The organism is Phaeospirillum tilakii, assembly GCF_042683125.1.
GTDB lineage: Bacteria > Pseudomonadota > Alphaproteobacteria > Rhodospirillales > Magnetospirillaceae > Phaeospirillum > Phaeospirillum tilakii.
Window position 1 is genome coordinate 17,232 of record NZ_JBHUIY010000041.1, and the last position, 17,297, is coordinate 34,528.

Consider the following 17,297-nt stretch of genomic DNA (forward strand, 5'->3'; position numbering starts at 1 on the left):
CCCCCCAAAAAAATTTTCCCCAATCAAGCCCAAAGCAGGCCTTACGCCGACAACGAATAAAAAAGCGAGCTTTTAATGCTAAATATTTCAAAAAAACAAAAACCGTCACGCTGATCAAAATTCAGCCTAAAGGTTAGGCTATTAAATTTTAAAAACAAAAAAGAAAATAATTTTTTATATTTTGAATATAAATCGCGTTTTTTATAAACCTCCGCGCTTAATCAGCGCTTTTCAGACTAATATTTCAAAAAAGAATGGGCTTTGGCAATTTATGATCCATCACATTGCATCCAACACGAACTGAACAGAGCCCCCCATTCCCTGCCCTCAGGTAGAGGTTATCCCTCAAAAGGATGCCCTTCTACCAATAATACCTTTGGCCCGAGACCCCGCCCCAAAGCGGCGCTTACGCGCCGCCCTCGGAGCCGAATTTCCACACCGGGATGCCGATCTTGCGGGCCTTGTCGACGAGATTGTCGCTGATGCCGGAGCCGGGGAAGGCGATCAGGCCGATCGGCAGCACCTCGATCATCTGGTCGTTGCGCTTGAAAGGGGCGGCGTTCTTGTGCCGGGTCCAGTCCGGCTTGAACACCACCTGCGCCACCTTGCGCGAGTCGGCCCAGCAGGCGGCGATCCGCTCGGCGCCTTTTGGACTGCCGCCGTGCAGCAGCACCATGTCGGGATGCTTGGCCCGGACGCGGTCGAGCACGTCCCAGATGCGGCGATGGTCGTTGCACTCGGGCCCGCCGGTGAAGGCGATCCGGGCCCCCGGAGGCAACAGCAGCTGGGTGTCGGCGCGGTGGCGGGCGGCGATAAACTCCCGGCTGTCGATCACCGCGGCGGTGAGGGCGCGATGGTTGACCATCGAGCCGATGCGCGGCCGCCAGGAAGAACCGGTGACCGCTTCGTAGCGCTCGGCGGCGGTGTCGCGGAAGAACTCGAAGGCGTTGCGGCGCTCGATCAGACCGAGGCCCTGTTCGATCAGCCGCTCCAGTTCGACCGAGCGCACCTCCGAGCCGTTCTGTTCCAGCCGGGAGCGGTTCTGCGCCTGTTCGTTGGCGTCGAGATCGCGTTCGAGCCGGTCGATCTTGCGGTGGAAGAGCGCGGCGAAGGACCACAGCAGGTCGGCGAGATCGTCCTCGAGTCTGGTGTCGGCCAGCAGGGCGGCAAGGGCATCGACGATACCGGCGAGTTCGCCCCGCACCATCTCGGGCTCGGGCAGCGGGCGGGGATCGGGCTCGTCCTGACCGGGGCGATAGCCGTAGAGGGTCAATTCGTCGAGCAGGCTGGCGGTGGCGGATTGGGCGTGAGCTTCCGGTTCGGTTTCGGGGTCAAGAAACGGGAGGGAGGTGGGGATCATGGCGGGCTCCTCGTCGCTGGGACCGCGCCCATCGCGGCCTTCACGGGGATCGCCGGCCAGGGCTGGAACCGGGGGCGCACCCGCAGGGCCGAAGCCAACGGCGGAGGAGGAGCGGCCCGCGCTTTCTTGCTGCGCGAGGAGGCCGCAGGCCGGGGAAGAAAGCAAGCGGGGCGCTCCTTGCGCGCCCGGTCCGCGCCCTGGCAGATCCCCCGCACGGGAAGGCCGTGGGTTGCGGCTCCAGCCGTATCGGGAAGCCCACGACCGCCCCCCTTTCCGGATTGGACCGGCCCGGACACCGGACACACGTCCCCGATCAGCCCCGCGACCGATGATCAATGAGCCGCCGCTCATCCTCCGGGACGAGTTGCCCGGCCAGATGCGCACGGAGCCAATCGGGGCCGAAGCGCAGCAGATCGGCGTTGAAATCCTCGCCCCACGGCAACAACGGCCGGACCTCGAGCCCCTGGGCGGCCCCGCGCGCGATCAGCCGCGCCACCGCCTTGCGACCGGCGGGATCGTTGTCGCGGGCGACATACAGGCGGACCAACCCGGGCGGGAAAGCGAAGGCGGCGAGGTGGTTGGCGGACAGAGCGGCGACGACCGGGAGGGTGGGCAGAGCCGAGCGCACCGCCAGCATGGTTTCGATTCCCTCCCCCGCCGCCAGCAGATCGGCGACGGGACCGAAGTGGACCGCGTTGCCGAGCAGATGACCGAGCGCCCGGCGCGGGGTGGCGAGCGGGGCTTTGGCCGCCCGGTCGCGGTCGAGCCAAGTCCGCTGCAACCCGGTGATCCGGCCGACGCCATCGGTGACGGCGGCGAGCAACGCCGGCCAGCTCTGGCGGGGGGCGTCGGGATGGGGACGGTACCACAGCGCCGGGTGGAAGCGCAGGGCAGGCAGATCGAGCCGGCCGGTGATGCCGCGCGCCCGCAGATAGGCCTCGGCCAGGGTGCCGGCCACCGGCTGCCCCTGGCGAAACAGCCGCCGCGCCGCATCGGATGATCCCGAGGCCACCGGCTGATGACGCGAGAAAACCTGCGGCAGAGCGAGAAAGACGCGGGCCTCGTCGCGGGCGGACACGGGATCGAGGCCCCGGTTGAGGGCGATCAGATCGAGCAAATCGCCGTGCTCGCCGGTCGATGCGTCGGTCCATTTCCCAGCCCGATCGCCGGTCAGACGGACATAAAGGCTGCGCCCTGGGTGGTTGAGGACGTTGCCGACGCACCACCATGCCCCCTGGCGACGACCCCGGAACAGATAGACACGGCAAACCGCCTCGGCCCGTTCGGCGAGCGAGCGGGCCAGATCGTGCGCGGACGTGACCATGGCTCATCTCCTCGCCTCGATCCGCACCAGGGGATGGCGCCGCAGCAACACGGCCAGGATTGTCGCCCCATCCTCGCCCGTCGGAATGAACAGCCGCAGCCGCCAGGAGATGATCTCGGCGATCAGCCCCATCGCCTTCAGGCGGTCGACCATGCCTTCGGTGAAACCGCACAGCTCGGCGCGGGGCAGACCCATCACCGTGGCGCGGCGGAGCGCCAGCCCATCGGCCAGATGCAGGCTCGAATCGCCCGACAGCAACGCCGCCCAGGCTTGGTCGGCGGACAGGAGTGGTCCCGCGTCTGTCCCGAGGGCACGGTACAGGTCGGCCAGACCGGCAGCGGAAACCACCCGCCCGATCACCCGTTCGCCGTCATCGGTCTGCAAGCGATAAACCCGGGGGCTCTCGTCGGGCAGCCGCCGCCAGATCGGCAGCAACAGACCGGTGACGATCGAAAACCGGCTGTCGGTAAACTCGGGCAGTTCGGCCAGTTCGGCACGCCACGCCGCCGCGAAAGCGTCGCGGTCGGCCGGCTGCCAATGGCTGCGCTCCAGCGCCGCGACGGCCAGGGTACTCCGCTCCATCGGCCGGAGCAGCCGCACCCGGCGCTCGATCGCGCCGGTTTCCAGCATCAGACCGGGTGCCGGCAATTGGAGCGCGGCACGGCCGGACTGGCGATTGACCAGCAGTTGGGCGCGCGGGTCGTCGGCGCGCTCCAGGGCGTCGTCGAGCCCGATCGGCCGGTTGCGATCACGCCGGGCGATGGTGAAGACCCGGGTTTCGGCGCCGCTGCCGGGATGAGTGTAAACGGTGCGCCGGTCGGTGATGGTCAGGCTGTCGGCGACCAGCGTTTCGACACCGGACTCGTAGCTGCCCGAGGCGATCGCGCCTTCGATCCGCGCGGTCAGCAGGTCCTCGAACACCCCGAACAGGCTGTTCTGCAGGGCGATCGGCAGGGCCAGCAGGCGGTTGAGAAAGGTGGTGATCGGCGGCAGATCCTCGCGCAGCGAGCCGTCCTGATCGGTCAGATCGAGACCGGTGGCGTCCTCGAACTGTTGCAGCGAGCAGCCGGCGACCGTGCCGGCAAACAGCATGGCGTAGAGTTGGCGCAACGCCGCCCGGGCATGGACGGATTCGAGATTGTCATCCGCGCGGAACAGCCCCTGGCCGCCGGTCTGGCGCTGGCCCCGGGTGATCGCGCCGAGGCTGTCGAGCCGGCGGGCGATGGTCGAGAGGAAGCGCTTCTCCGCCTTGACGTTGGTCGCGACCGGGCGGAACAGCGGCGGCTGGGCCTGATTGGTGCGGTTGGAGCGCCCGAGCCCCTGGATCGCGGCATCGGCCTTCCAGCCGGCCTCAAGCAGATAATGCACCCGCAGCCGCTGATTCCGAACGCCGAGATCGGCATGATAGGAGCGTCCGGTGCCGCCGGCCTCGGAGAACACCAGGATCGGCTTCTCATCATCCATGAAGGCCTGGGCCTCGGCGAGATTGGCCGAGGCTGCGCGGGTTTCGACCGTCAGCCGCTCCCCCACCCGGACGACGCGGCGCGCCCGTCCGGTGACTTCCGCCACCCGCGCGGCGCCGAAATGCTGGACGATCTGATCGAGCGCCCCCGGCACCGGAGCCAAAGCGGCAAGATGCTCGATCAGCCGGTCGCGTCGCTCGACCGCCTCGCGGCACTGCACCGGCTGGCCGTCCCGGACCACCGGCCGGGAGCAGAGGGTGCCGTCGCCATCGGTGTAGGGCTCGTACAACTGGGTCGGGAAGGAATGGGCCAGGTAATCGAGCACATATTCGCGCGGGGTGATGTCGATCGACAGATCGCCCCACTCCCCGGCGGGGATTTCGGCGAGACGGCGCTCCATCAGGGCCTCGCCGGTCGAGACGATCTGGACCAGGACGGAATGACCGGCGGCAAGGTCGCGCTCGATCGCCGCCAGCAGCGTCGGCGTTTTCATCGCCGTGATCAGATGGTTGAAGAAACGCTGCTTCGACGCCTCGAAGGCCGAACGGGCGGCGGATCTGGCGGCGGGATTGAGGGTGCCGCCGCAACCGGTGATGCTCGACGCCTCGAGCGCGGCGGTCAGGTTGCTGTGGATGATCTGGAACGCCCCGGCATAGGCGTCATAGATCCGCACCTGCTCCGGGGTCAGGCGGTGCTCGAGCAGATCATACGCGACCCCTTCATAGGACAACGAGCGGGCGGCATAGAGGCCGAGCGCCTTGAGGTCGCGGGCCAGCACCTCCATCGCGGCGACGCCGCCGGCCTCGATCGCCTGGACGAATTCGGCCCGGGTGGCGAAGGGAAAATCGACCCCGCCCCACAGGCCGAGCCGCTGGGCGTAAGCCAGATTCTGCACGGTGGTCGCTCCGGTAGCGGAGACGTACAGCACCCGGGCCCGGGGCAGCGCGTGCTGCAGACGCAGGCCGGCGCGGCCCTGCTGCGAGGGGGCGACCTCGCCACGCTCGGACAGGCCGCCGCCGGCATTGGCCATCGCGTGGGCTTCGTCGAAAACGATCACGCCATCGAAATCAGGACCGAGCCAGTCGACGATCTGCTGCACCCGCGCCGCTTTGGCCTCGCGCTCGGCCGAGCGCAGGGTGGCGTAGGTGGTGAACAGAATCCCCTCGGTCAGACTGATCGGGCTGCCCTGGCGGAAGCGCGCCAGCGGGGTGATCAGCAGCCGTTCCTGGCCGAGCGCCGACCAGTCGCGCCGGGCATCCTCGATCAGCTTGTCCGACTTGCTGATCCAGACCGCCTTGCGGCGGCCCTTCAGCCAGTTGTCGAGCAGGATGCCGGCGACCTGCCGCCCTTTGCCCGCGCCGGTCCCGTCCCCGAGGAACCAGCCACGCCGGAAATGCACGCCGTCTTCGGCCCCCTCCGGGGCGGCGGTAAGCCGGTCCCCGCTTTCGTCGACGATCCATCTGCCGGCAAGAAAACCGGCATGGGCCTCGCCAGCGGCGATCACGCTCTCGAGTTGGGCATCGGACAACAGCCCGGCGGCAACCAGCGCCGGTGGCAGATGCGGACGGTAGGATGGCTTGGGCGGCGCGACCGAGGCCATCGCCGCCGATTGCACCAGCCGGGTCGGATGCGGCCGGGCTCCAGGAATGCGGATCGATTGCAAGCAATAGGGCTCATAAAGGGCGTCGGTGATCCGTCCCACCGTCTCGGGCGCCCAATCGCAGGGCTCGAACGTCAGTTCAGTCGCGGATGAAGGGGGCGCTACCGCGGTAACCGCAACCGATGGCGCCGGGCGCGACAGGGGGAGCCTCACCGGAATCGACCGGGTCGGACGTAAAATCGGCAACGGGGGCGAAAGAGCCGGCCGGGAGGGCACCTGCTGGAGAACCCAATCGAGCAAAGTCGGGACATCCTCGGCAACCCCGGCCGAGGGAGGGAACAAGGTCGGATCCTCGGCGGGCAGACGGTCGATCACGGTCAGCCGGGTCTCAACCCCGGTGCCGTGACGGGAGAACGCCCCGGCGGCCAGGGCGGCGGTGAACACCACCCGGCCCTGAGTCTGAAGACGAACGAATCCGTCATGCCAGGTTGAGGATTCCGGCGACAGGCCAGCCCCGGTGATCGCCACCAGCCGCCCGCCGGGGGCAAGGCGGGCCAAGGCCGAGGTGAGATGGCGCAACCCGGCTTCGGCTCTCCGCCGCTCGACCAGGATTTCGGTGGAAAAAGGCGAGTTCATCAGCACCACGGTCGGGCGGAGGGCGGGATCGAGATGGTCATCGATCCGTGCCGCGTCGAACCGGGTCAGGCCGGCCCGGGGAAACAACTCGGCCAGGATCCCGGCGCGGAGGTCGGCACGCTCATTGAGGAGCAGCGACGCCCCGGCCAGTTCGGCGAAGATCGCCAGCAGGCCGGTCCCGGCGGAGGGCTCCAACACCAGATCGGACGGGCCGATCCCGGCGGCGAGGGCGACGACCGAACCGAGTGGGATCGGGGTCGAAAATTGCTGCAGGGCCTGGGATTCGGGCGAACGCCGGGTCTGCGAGGGCAGCAGAGCCGCGACACGGTCGAGCATCGACAGGAAGCGGTGCGGCGACGCGGTCCGCATCGTTGGGCCGAACTTCCGCAGGAACAGAACCTGTGCCGCCTCGCCGGCCTCGTAAGCCTCCTTCCAGGTCCAGACGCCTTCGGCATCGGACCCGCCACAGGCAGAAACCATCGCCGCGCGCAGGGCGACGGTGTCGAGGCTTTGCCCCCGTTCCAGATGGAGCAGCAGAGCGCGGGCGGCAGAGATCAAGAAGGAGGCGGAAGAGGACGCGGCAGCCGGAGCGGCCGCAAGCGCGGGCATCGGACTCATGGCGGGACATCCAGGAGAGCGGGAGGGGGAACCGCCGCCGGAACGCTCTCTCTGGTCCCGGACCGGCTCACGCCCGTCCCGGCCCCCCTCTTCCTTTGGGTCCGGTCAGGTCCGGGTAAGCCGGTCCCGCAGTTTCGACCAGCGGCGGCGGTCCTTGGCGCCCCGCACCGCCATGCCGATGGCCTTGCGCTGCCCGACCAGGATGACGAGACGACGGCCCCGGGTGATGCCGGTGTAGAGCAGATTGCGCTCCAGCATCATGTAATGCTGGGTCATCACCGGGATCACGACGCAGGGATATTCCGAGCCCTGCGACTTGTGAATGGTGGTGGCGTAACACAGCGCCACCTCGTCCAGTTCGCCGAAGGCATAGACCACCGGACGGCCGTCGAAATCGATGGTCAGCTCGTTGGCATCAGGATCGAGGGCGGTGACGAAGCCGATATCGCCGTTGAACACCTCCTTCTCATAGTCGTTCTCGGTCTGCATCACCTTGTCGCCGACCCGATAGGTGTAGCCGAACCGTTCGACCGCCGGCTGATCGAATTGACCGGGGTTGAGGGCTTTCTGGAGTTCGACATTGAGCGAGCGGGCCCCGGTGCCGCCACGCTGCATCGGGCACAGCACCTGGACATCGCGGACCGGATCGAAGCCGAAGCGGCGGGGAATCCGGTTGCGCACCACCTCGATGATCTTGGGAATGGCATCCTCCGGCTCGGCGGCGGGCACGAAATAGAAGTCGGTCTCGCCCTCCCGCGGCGGAACCAGATCCGGCATCTCGCCCCGGTTGACCCGGTGGGCGTTGGTGATGATCCGGCTGGCGGCGGCCTGCCGGAAGATTTCGGTGAGCCGGGCCACCGGCACCAGTCCGGAAGCAATGATATCGGCCAGCACCTGACCGGGACCGACCGAGGGCAATTGATCGACATCCCCGACGATTATGAGCGCGGCCCGATCCGGCACCGCCCGCAGCAACGCCGCCATCATCGGCACATCGACCATCGAGGTCTCGTCGACCACCAGCAGATCGCAGGCCAGCGGCATCTCTTCCGACCGCTTGAAGCCGCCCGTGACGGGACCGAACTCGAGCAGACGATGGATGGTTTTCGCCTCCAGGCCAGTGCTCTCGGACAATCGTTTGGCGGCGCGGCCGGTCGGCGCGGCCAGCGCCACCGAACCACCCTTGGCGGCAAGGATGCGCAGGATCGAGTTGACCAGGGTGGTTTTGCCGACGCCGGGTCCACCGGTGATCACCATCACCTTCGAGTCCAGCGCCACGGCAATGGCGGCGCGCTGACTGTCGGCCAGGGTGACGCCGAGCTTGCCCTCGACCCAGGGGATCGCCTTGTCCGGATCAATGTCCGGCCAGGGCATGGACACCGAGGCCAGAGCGCGCAACCGGGCGGCAATCGTCTGCTCGGCATGCCAGAGATAGGGAAGGAAGATACAGCGCCGCTCGCCGATGCTATCGGCGGTGACGATGTCATCGGCCAATTCCAATCCGAGCGCCTCGACCAGCAGGGGGCGGGGAATTTCGAGCAACTGTTCGGCCAGGGTCAGCAGATCGTCTTCGGGCAAGGCGCAATGGCCGTCGCTCACCGCCTCCATCAGGGCATAGGACAACCCGGCCCGGGCGCGGATCATCGAAGTTTTCTCGATCCCCAGCTTCTCGGCGATCACATCGGCGGTCCGGAACCCGATGCCCCGGATATCACGGGCCAGCCGATAGGGATTCTCACTGACCCGGGCGACGGCATCGGTGCCATAGGTCTTGTAGATCCGCACGGCACGGGCGGTGCTGACGCCGTGTGCCTGCAGGAACAGCATGATCTCGCGAATGGCCTTCTGGTCGGCCCAGCCGGCAACGATCCGTTTCGCCCGCACCGGGCCGATCCCATCGACCTGACGCAGCCGATCCGGCTCCCGCTCGATCACGTCGAACACCGCCTCGCCGAACGCCTTGACCAGCTTTTTGGCGTAAACCGGGCCGATCCCCTTGATCATCCCCGAGCCGAGATAGCGCTCGATCCCGTCAAGCGAGGTCGGCGGCATCACCTTGAGAAAGGTCGCCTTGAACTGCAGGCCGTGGTCGCGGTGATTATCCCAGCGGCCGATGGCGTGAACATATTCACCGGGCTGGACCGAGGCGGCCGAGCCAATCACGGTGACCAGATCGCGCTGGCCCCGGGCTTTGACCCGGATCACGCAGAACCCGGTCTCGGGGCTGTGAAAGGTAACCCGCTCGACCAGCCCGGCCAGTTGCTCTTTTTCCTCCGTCGGCCCTTGCACCAGGGATGACCGCTAGACCGACCGGTCGGCGGAAACGACCCGGTAGTCCGGACCGGACAGCACCGACTGGGCAACAGTCGCGACGCGACGATGGGCATCATTGACGAGACGGACATGGCGGGGGAAATCAGGCCGGTCGATCACGGCCTCAACCCGCCAGAGCGTCCGGGGATGACTTTGCTTTTCGAACCGATCCCCGACACAGATGCTGACGATTTCCCTGCGGCCGAAAAACATCCACGCGCCCCGTTCTGGTTATGATCCGGGGGAGAGCATGGTTGAAGGACGGAAGACGATCAAGAGCCCGACACGGATGCCGGGCTCCCGACCGATGGAGTCACTCGGCGGCCTGGGTCAGATAATCAGGCAGATCGACTGGCGGCTCCTGGGCGCGTTCCGGCTCGGGGCCGGGCTCCGGAGCCCGCAGGATGTCGGGCAACCAGCCGGTGCCAGCCAGCAGGCGTTCGGCCTCGCGGGCCATGTCCGGTTTCCTCAGGTGGTCGATCAACTGGGCGGTCTCCGCGCCCTTGGCCTCGCGCACCGCGTCAAGGATGCGGGCCTTGGTGACCCGGCCGAGATAGGTGTCAACGGTCGGCACCCAGCCCGCCGCCGCCATGTCGAGTTCCACCGCCCGGGCGAGACGGTCGGCATGGTCGAGGGCACGGCCACGCCGGGTCCAGGGCTCGCGCACCGCATTGACGGTCAGCGCGGCGCAATGAGCGAACAACGCCCCCTGGCTGTCACCGTCGAACCCGGTCAGCGTGTCCCACAGATCGGCGGGATCGGCCGGCAACTGCCCGAGCCAGGTCTGGTGACGGGCGTCGATCGCCTTGGCCGGCGCGGTGTCGGCCAGACCGGGCGGCTGGACGGTGAAAGCCGGGCTGTGGGCGGTGATGTCGAGGGCGGAATCCGCACCGCTGCGATAGAAGGCCTGCAGGCACAGCACATGCAGCACGGCGAGGAAGGCGACGTCGGGAGCGCGGGCCAGGGCATCGCGCAGGGCCAGGGTCCGGTGCGCGGTCAGCTCGGCGACCAGACGGTCGGGCAGCGGCTTCAGCCCCTCGTCTTCCTCCGGCGGTTCGGTGTTGGCCGGTCCAGGCTCGGCCACCGGCATACCGGGCTCCACCACCGGAATCGTGGCGACCGCCTCGACCGGCACGGGATCGGTCACCGGCTCGTCCTCGGGCCGGACATAGCCGCGATCGACCCGCAGGTCGCCATCGGCGTCGATGCTGACGAACGCCCCGGCGCGGAGGATCTCGGCCGGATCGAACGACAGCGGCCGGTCGTCGAACGCGGCCAGGGCAATGCCGATCTCCTCGACCTGACGTTCAATCTCCTCCGGCACCGCGTCGGCCCCGGCATGGGCCTCGATCAGGCGGTCATACTCGGCCTGAAGCTGGTCCCGCTCCGCCTGATCCGCCTCGGTCAACGGGATCGGAGTACCGATCAGCCGCCGCATCCGGGCGGTATGGCCATAGGGGAAATCGGGGGCACCCTCGATCCATTTCCACCCCTCGGCCCGCACGGTTTCGGCCACGGCGGCGAGTTTCTCCGCCACCAGCCGGTCGAGCAGGGCCGGGTCTTGCAGCCAGCCGCCGCCATCGGGCTCGAACAGGTCGCGCTGCACCACCCCGCCGGCGGCCTCATAGGCCTCGATGCCGACGAAGCGGACCCGCTTGTCGGCGGCCCGCACCGTCCCCTCGGTCAGCAGCTTGCGGATATAATAGGGCTCGCGGTTATAGGCGCGGACCAGACTGTCCCACACCTGCTCCTGACGGGCATGGTCGGAGGTAACGGAAAAGGCCATCACCTGGTCGAGGGTGATCTGATCCTCGGCATAGAGGTCGAGCAGTTTGGGCGACACCGTCACCAGCCGCAGCCGCTGGCGGACCACCACCGGAGTGACGAAGAAGCGGGCGGCAATGTCCTCGTCGCCGAGGCCGGCCTCGCGCAGGGTCTGGAAGGCGCGGAACTGGTCGAGCGGATGCAGCGGGGCGCGCTCGAGATTCTCGGCCAGGGAATCCTCGGCCGCCAGACCGTCGGTGCGGATGACGCAGGGCACCGGCGCAGTGCGGGCGAGGCGCTTCTGCTTCACCAGCAGTTCAAGGGCGCGGTAGCGGCGGCCGCCGACCGGCACATCGTACAGGCCGGTCTCATTGCCGTCGCCGTCGAGGATCGGCCGGACGGTCAGGCTCTGCAGCAGGGTGCGGCGGGCGATGTCCTCCGCCAACTGCTCGATCGAGAGTCCGGCCTTGATCCGGCGGACGTTGGCCTGCGACAGCACCAGCTTGTTGAAGGGAATGTCGCGGGACGTGCTGAGGGTGAGCTTGGTTGGGGTCATGTCGGGTCTCCGCGACGGGCCGGCCGGGAAACTCTCGCGGCCTTCCGAACCCGTCACGAATCCCCTGCCCTCCTCTGCCTCTGCCCTGGCTCAGCGGTTTCGCCGGCAGGAAGGAACCAGCCAACGCGGCCGCTCCGCCGTCTCGACACCATCGCGGCAGGCCCGGGCCCAGCCCCGCCGGACCAGCCAGGCATTGAGGTCGTTGCCACCGACCCGGCAGGTCGCCAGCAGTGCCTCCCCCTTTGCTGGGGACCGCCCCCAGCATTCGACCGGACGATCGCCGATGTGCTGGCGCAGGGCGTCGGCCGCGCCCCGGCCGCACGGTTCGTTACGCCCGGTTTTGCGCCCGCAGATCCGGCCGGGCTCGGGGGCGTCGAGCCCGGTGAGCCACACCGTGCGGCCGGCGACGACCAGAGTGGCGGCATCGATCACCCGGGCCGGCCCGGACAGGACCGGTTTGGGCTCGGGGGTGAGGCCGATCGCCGCGAACAGCAGCGCCATCCCGACCATGCCGTTGCGGCTAAACGGGCCCATCACGCCGCCTCGCTGTCGGACTCGCCCCGCCGCGCCGGCAGGAAGGCGAGCAGATAATCGGCCGCTTTCGAGGCGGCGCTGGCGGCGCGGATAATCGCGCGGTCGTCGTCGCGCAGCACCTCGAGCCAGGAGCCGATGTAATCGGCATGGCGGACGGTGGGAACGATGCCGAGGCTGGCGCAGGTGAAGGCGCTGGTCATTTCCGCCACCAGTTCCTCCTGGCCATACAGCTTCGAGCCATAGGAGCCGGACAGATTGCGGTTGAGCCGGGCAGGATGACCGGTCCAATGGCCGAGCTCATGCAGCGCGGTGCGGTGCCAGTTGATCGGCTCGAAATAGGATTCGGGCCGGGGCACCTGGATGTAATCGAGCCCCGGGCTGTAGAAGGCCTGGTCGCCGCCGAGACGCAGGGCGGCACCGCTGGCCCGGATCAACTCCTCGGCCTGGGGCAGGATCAGCCCCTCCGGCACCGGCGGCGGCGGGGTGACCAGATCCGCCGGCAGGCCGTCGCACTGGTCGCTGTTGAACACGGTGAAGCGCTTGAGAAACGGGATCGCCCCGGGCTCGCCGCCGTCGCGCGCGACGCGCCGACGTTCCTCCTCGGGGATGAAGCGGTCGGCATAGACCACGGTGGTGCCGTGCTCGCCCTTGCGCACCGACCCGCCCAGGGCGAGGGCCTGACGGAAGGTCAGCCAGCCCTGGCCGGAGAAGCCGTGGCGGAACACCGCCCCCCACAGAATCAGCACGTTGATCCCCGAATAGCGCCGGCCGGTCGCGGCATTGCGGGGCAGGCCGAGATCGCCCGGGCCGTCGGCGCGGCCCCAGGGCTGGACCCAGGGCAGCCGGCCGGCTTCGAGCTCGGCGATGATCCGGTTGGTGATTTCGGCATAGAGGCTGGTCCGATCAGACGCCATCACGGTTCTCCTCGACGGACCGGCGGAAAGCCTCTCTCTCCGCCCCGACACCCATCGCGGATTCCCCACTCGCCCCTCCCTCTTTGACCCAGCGCCCCGTCCCAGCTCATCCCAGCAGGTCGCGATAGCCGCCCTGAACCAGGGCGGTCGCGACTTGGATCAACCGCCGGACCCGCAGCCGCAAATATTGAGACCGGCCGTTCCAGTCCTCTCGCACGGTGGTGTCGCCAAACAAGGCCATTGCGATCTCGCGATGGCTGGCGCCGGTGGTCAGGCCGTCGTAGGCCTGCAACGCCAGAGCCCAGCGGCGCGCGCGCGGCTCGGGCGGAAACAGACCGGTTGGGAATCGTCCCCGGCGGCACAGCACCACCAGACGGCGCAAGGTCAGGGTCTTCACGTCGATCTGGGTGATCCCGGACAGGGCGTAATGCAGGCGAACCGGCCCGGCCAGCAGCGTGCCGTCGATCAGTTCGAGCTGGAGATGGCGAACGCCATCGCTGAGGAGAAGCAATTCTCGCCCATCGGCCAAGCGGAGCACGGTGGCCCAGGCGGCAAAGCGCTGAAGATCGAAAGCCTCGGCATCCCCGGACGAAACCGGCCGCGCTTCGACCAGCACCACCGAGGGATCCCAGTCGGCCCGCCAGAATATCCGCGCATCGGCGCTGGGAGTGGCGGCGGCCTCGGCAAAAATGCAGCCCCCAGCCAGATGCATCTCCGTCGGATAAAAGAACCGGGACTCCTGCTGCATACGTCGGATCGGGCTGCTTTCGGGTTCGGCCGACTTGGTCAATGTAGTCAGGATTGCGCCGCAGCCATTTCCAGGCCCATCCCGCCCGGTCCAGGTGGAGCAGGTCGCGATAATGGGCCCGGTCACGCCAATCCCACCCGATAGTCCCGATGCCCTCTTCGGTCATGACGGAGTCCCCCCGGTCGGTTGCGCGTCGCCGCGCAATCGTCTTGGCTCTCGATCATCGGAAGATCCGGGGGGCTGATCGCGCCATCACGCGGCGAGACCGGCCCCCAACATCGATAGAAATACCTTGTCGGCGGGGGCCTGCGCGTGAGAAGGCGGTGACAATCCGGGGACCGGCTCACTCCGCCAGGGGCAGGGCCACCGTGACGATCAGCCCACCATCGGGTCGATTGGCGGCCCAGACCCGACCGCCCATAGCCTCGGCATTGCGGCGGACGATCCACAGGCCGAGACCGTCATGCTCCGCACCGTCCTGACGGCGTGAGACCGAACGCTCGAAAATCTGATTGATGTCCAAATCCCGGATTCCTGGACCCTGGTCGGACAGGATCATCTCGGCCATCGGTCCGGATCGCCGGACCTCCAACGTCACCGTCCCCCCTGGCGGGGAAAAATCGAAGGCGTTGTCGATCAGGTTCTCGGCAATGATCTCGATCTGCTCCGCGCCGCCGACCACCACCAACCCGTGGGCGATGTGAAGGTCAAGATGCAGGCCCCGCTCCTCGGCGAAATGGGCGAAGCCTTTTCCCAACGCCACAAGCAGAGCGGAAAGATCGACTCGGTGGCGGGGACAATCAACCAGACTGGCGATGGTCTCGTCGATCCGGCGTGCGGTTGACACGAGGGCATCAAGCCGATCGACCGAAAGAGAAATCAGTTCGACACTGCGCCGCAGGCCAGCGGAGTCCTCCGGCAGGTCGCGGCGCAACGGCTCGATTGCCTGGGCGATCACCGCCAGCGGGGCCTTCAGGGCATGGGCGTTTTCTTCCGCCGCCTGACGGATCAGCGCTTCGGACCGCCGCAGCGTAGCCACCATGGTGTCGAACTCCCGCGCCACCTCGGCCAGATCGGGCACCCGGTTAGCTTCGGCAAAACTGCCACGGTTTTCCCCGGCGACCACGGCACGGGCGACCGCACGAAACCGACGCAGATTGGTCCAGGCGTCGGTGAAGATCGACAGCACCAGCAGCGCCATCACCGCATAGATCAGGGCGGCGGCCTGGATCTCCGGCACCCGCCAGTAGGGGCGCCCGAGCAATCGTTCGGCGAGAGGGCCGGACGGCTGCGCGGTGATCACCACCCAGCATCCGGCGGGACGGGGATAGGGGGCGAGATAGGTCAGAACCTCGCCATCGGCACCGGGGAGGCGCAGGCTCAACGGCTGACTGCCGGTGCAACTGGCCTCAAGCGGTGCCAGCACCCCGCTGGCAAGCAGACGGTTCATCGTGCCGTGTTGCCCACCCTCGTCCTCGGGAGCCGAGGCGACCAGGAGAAAAGAACCGGAAGCGACGGCCGGGCGGAACAGCACCTTGATCGACAGCCCTCCTTCGGCCAACCGACGCGCCGTCGAATCGATCCGCTGTGTCCCGCGCGGGGTCAGGGTGTCGAGCAACGGAAACAGCGCTTCTCCAGCCAGGCGTCCCTGTTCCTGCGCCAGATGCAGCAACAGCGCGCCCTGCTCCTGCTCGGCGGCGTCGAACCGCTGGACCAGCAGGACCGGGACGATGGAAAAGATCACGAACGCCGCGATCAGCTTGACCGCAAACGAACGAAAATAGCGGACAAGCTCTTTACCCATGGTCCACCCGCCAGCTGTAGCCAAAGCCGGGATAGGCGACGATCCGGTCGAAGTCCGGATCAAGCGCCCTGAACTTGCCCCGGATGCGCTTGATGGCGGCCCGCACGTTGACGCGGTAACCATCGTGGCCGGTGCCGGCATGGAACCCCTTGCCTCGACCGGCATCGTATATTGGTCGGAAGCCGACATCGCGTCCGGCCTTGCCGGCCAGAGCCAGGACCATCGCGAATTCGGTGACGGTGAGATCAACGGGCTGATTCCGCCAGAAGGCGCGGCGGCTTTCGCTATCGAGGATCAGGTCCCCGATCACGATCCGGTCGTCAGCACCGGCCACACCCCTCACGGGCACCCGCCCCAGAATGATCCGGATCCGCCGCTCCAGGATGGTGAAGCCGCGCGACTTCTCGACGAAATCGACCGCACCGCCCAGGAGCGCGGCTTCCTCGAAGACCTGCTCCCCCAGCACGGTCAGAAAGATCACCGGGAGTTCAGGACGAAGAGCGCGGAGCCGTGCCAGAACCTCGATCCCATTGAGACCGGGCATCTTCCAGTCGAGCAGGACCAGGTCGGGAAGCTCTTGTTTGCCCAAAGCGGCGAGAAACGCCGCCCCCTCCTCCCAGCCCCGCACCGCGTAACCGACCGCGGTCAGATTGAGGATGAGGGATTCCCGGAACAGGGCGTCGTCATCGACCAGGGCGATGCGGGGGCTATTTTCCATGATCCTGTCCCCGATCCCGCCACCGCCCCAGGCAGGCGGGCAGGGAAATCCCGCCCTCGGTCTCGATCCCGAACAGCCGCAGTTTGTTGCCGGGCACCTCGGGATAAAATGACAGGAACAGCGGGCAGTCCTTGCCGTGATATTCCCAGAGCGTCGCCATCCCCCGGACCGAACTGACGGTGGGCGGGCCAAGCACCGCGCTGACCTCCTCCGGGGTCCGGTATCGGATCTGGTCCGGCGGAAGATCAGAAGGACGAGAAACCGGGCGCCGGGGTGGCGGTACCGGACGGGGCGGTGGTGGCGGAATGGAAGGGGAGATATCTGGTGGGGACGGTGACGATGGTGGCAATGGCGATGAAGCCGGGGGCTCCGCAGGAGAGGCGCAGCCTCCAAGCATCCCCAAGATCATCACCGCCATCAGATATCCAGGCCTTCTACCGGACATGGCGCGCCTCCGTACAATCTCATTCAACGAACATTAATCACCGCAAAAGCCTCTATTGGTTGTTAACTCGATCACAAAAGGGAGCGATCAACACGGATCCTCGGCGAGCGCGCGTTCTTTTGCTCAGGCGATCATCGCCCTCCCCTGCTCCAGCTCAGGACGATCGATCAAAGCGGCAACGGCGGCAGGGCCTGTGCCCCTTTGCGGAAAGCTGGATTGCTCTCCGCTTCCCCCGGGATCATCCTGTACCGAGCCGGCGCCGCCAGAAATTCTTCGAGAGAAAAATGGCAATGGCCAAAAACGAAACCCCCGCAAGGGGTTAGCCTGCGGGGGTTTGGATCAGATCTCGCATTGGAGCGAGTTATAACAAAAGTGGTTGCGGGGGCAGGATTTGAACCTACGACCTTCAGGTTATGAGCCTGACGAGCTACCGGGCTGCTCCACCCCGCGTTAATGCGCTGGCGCGGCGAGGGGGATTGTAATCGTGATAGGTTTTTTTG

At 67.2% G+C, this 17,297-nt stretch carries 12 protein-coding genes, 1 tRNA gene and 1 pseudogene; 1 reads left to right on the forward strand and 13 read right to left on the reverse strand.

Annotated features, from left to right (window positions below; genetic code table 11):
* Positions 1-406 precede the first annotated feature (406 nt).
* The 4 genes from ACFSNB_RS15890 to recD2 form a co-directional block, all read right to left on the reverse strand.
* Positions 407-1,360, reverse strand: a complete 954-nt coding sequence (locus ACFSNB_RS15890; protein WP_377318331.1) for a DUF2493 domain-containing protein — start codon at positions 1,358-1,360, stop codon at positions 407-409.
* Between the two features lie 313 nt (positions 1,361-1,673).
* Positions 1,674-2,684 carry a DUF7146 domain-containing protein gene (locus ACFSNB_RS15895; protein ID WP_377318333.1) on the reverse strand — a complete coding sequence of 337 codons (1,011 nt, stop codon included), beginning with the start codon at positions 2,682-2,684 and terminating at the stop codon, positions 1,674-1,676.
* A gap of 3 nt (positions 2,685-2,687) precedes the next feature.
* Positions 2,688-6,941, reverse strand: a complete 4,254-nt coding sequence (locus ACFSNB_RS15900) for a strawberry notch-like NTP hydrolase domain-containing protein (protein ID WP_465264574.1) — start codon at positions 6,939-6,941, stop codon at positions 2,688-2,690.
* Positions 6,942-7,106: 165 nt separating this feature from the next.
* On the reverse strand, positions 7,107-9,290 hold the full coding sequence (gene recD2 / locus ACFSNB_RS15905) for an SF1B family DNA helicase RecD2 (protein ID WP_377318337.1): 2,184 nt from the start codon (positions 9,288-9,290) through the stop codon (positions 7,107-7,109).
* Between the two features lie 90 nt (positions 9,291-9,380).
* Here recD2 and ACFSNB_RS15910 point away from each other — a divergent pair, with 90 nt between their 5' ends.
* Positions 9,381-9,551: a hypothetical protein gene (locus tag ACFSNB_RS15910; protein ID WP_377318339.1), complete on the forward strand. Its 171-nt coding sequence runs from the start codon at positions 9,381-9,383 to the stop codon at positions 9,549-9,551.
* 76 nt (positions 9,552-9,627) lie between these two features.
* On the opposite strand, the gene ACFSNB_RS15915 is transcribed toward ACFSNB_RS15910, so the two are convergent.
* From ACFSNB_RS15915 to ACFSNB_RS15955, 9 genes and pseudogenes are all read right to left on the reverse strand, one after another.
* On the reverse strand, positions 9,628-11,634 hold the full coding sequence (locus ACFSNB_RS15915) for a ParB/RepB/Spo0J family partition protein (RefSeq protein ID WP_377318341.1): 2,007 nt from the start codon (positions 11,632-11,634) through the stop codon (positions 9,628-9,630).
* A 90-nt stretch (positions 11,635-11,724) separates the two neighbouring features.
* Entirely contained in the window at positions 11,725-12,168 is a 444-nt protein-coding gene (locus ACFSNB_RS15920) for a thermonuclease family protein (protein WP_377318343.1), read from the reverse strand.
* Complete coding sequence (locus ACFSNB_RS15925) at positions 12,168-13,082, reverse strand: ArdC family protein (RefSeq protein ID WP_377318345.1); 915 nt, start codon at positions 13,080-13,082, stop codon at positions 12,168-12,170. The genes ACFSNB_RS15920 and ACFSNB_RS15925 overlap by 1 nt, the downstream gene beginning before the upstream one ends.
* A gap of 106 nt (positions 13,083-13,188) precedes the next feature.
* The gene (locus tag ACFSNB_RS15930; RefSeq protein ID WP_377318347.1) at positions 13,189-13,830 is read right to left on the reverse strand and encodes a DUF2285 domain-containing protein; all 642 of its coding nucleotides are present in this window, start codon (positions 13,828-13,830) and stop codon (positions 13,189-13,191) included.
* Positions 13,829-13,996 (reverse strand): annotated as a pseudogene (locus ACFSNB_RS15935) (transcriptional regulator domain-containing protein); the annotation flags it as partial. The gene ACFSNB_RS15930 and the pseudogene ACFSNB_RS15935, both read right to left, overlap by 2 nt.
* Positions 13,997-14,173: 177 nt before the next feature.
* Entirely contained in the window at positions 14,174-15,697 is a 1,524-nt protein-coding gene (locus ACFSNB_RS15940; RefSeq protein ID WP_377318349.1) for a sensor histidine kinase, read from the reverse strand.
* Positions 15,627-16,352: a response regulator transcription factor gene (locus tag ACFSNB_RS15945; RefSeq protein WP_377318351.1), complete on the reverse strand. Its 726-nt coding sequence runs from the start codon at positions 16,350-16,352 to the stop codon at positions 15,627-15,629. The genes ACFSNB_RS15940 and ACFSNB_RS15945 overlap by 71 nt, the downstream gene beginning before the upstream one ends.
* On the reverse strand, positions 16,342-16,548 hold the full coding sequence (locus ACFSNB_RS15950; RefSeq protein WP_377318353.1) for a hypothetical protein: 207 nt from the start codon (positions 16,546-16,548) through the stop codon (positions 16,342-16,344). The genes ACFSNB_RS15945 and ACFSNB_RS15950 overlap by 11 nt, the downstream gene beginning before the upstream one ends.
* A 622-nt stretch (positions 16,549-17,170) precedes the next feature.
* Positions 17,171-17,247 (reverse strand) — tRNA-Met (locus ACFSNB_RS15955).
* Between the last annotated feature and the right edge of the window lie 50 nt (positions 17,248-17,297).

Excerpts from the sequence above, each read along its gene's own strand:
- ACFSNB_RS15920 (WP_377318343.1), bottom strand. The coding sequence starts at position 12,168 with ATGGGCCCGTTTAGCCGCAACGGCATGGTCGGGATGGCGCTGCTGTTC.
- ACFSNB_RS15895 (WP_377318333.1), bottom strand. The coding sequence starts at position 2,684 with ATGGTCACGTCCGCGCACGATCTGGCCCGCTCGCTCGCCGAACGGGCC.
- ACFSNB_RS15915 (WP_377318341.1), bottom strand. The coding sequence starts at position 11,634 with ATGACCCCAACCAAGCTCACCCTCAGCACGTCCCGCGACATTCCCTTC.
- ACFSNB_RS15890 (WP_377318331.1), bottom strand. The coding sequence starts at position 1,360 with ATGATCCCCACCTCCCTCCCGTTTCTTGACCCCGAAACCGAACCGGAA.
- ACFSNB_RS15945 (WP_377318351.1), bottom strand. The coding sequence starts at position 16,352 with ATGGAAAATAGCCCCCGCATCGCCCTGGTCGATGACGACGCCCTGTTC.
- ACFSNB_RS15925 (WP_377318345.1), bottom strand. The coding sequence starts at position 13,082 with ATGGCGTCTGATCGGACCAGCCTCTATGCCGAAATCACCAACCGGATC.
- ACFSNB_RS15930 (WP_377318347.1), bottom strand. The coding sequence starts at position 13,830 with ATGCAGCAGGAGTCCCGGTTCTTTTATCCGACGGAGATGCATCTGGCT.
- ACFSNB_RS15910 (WP_377318339.1), top strand. The coding sequence starts at position 9,381 with ATGGGCATCATTGACGAGACGGACATGGCGGGGGAAATCAGGCCGGTC.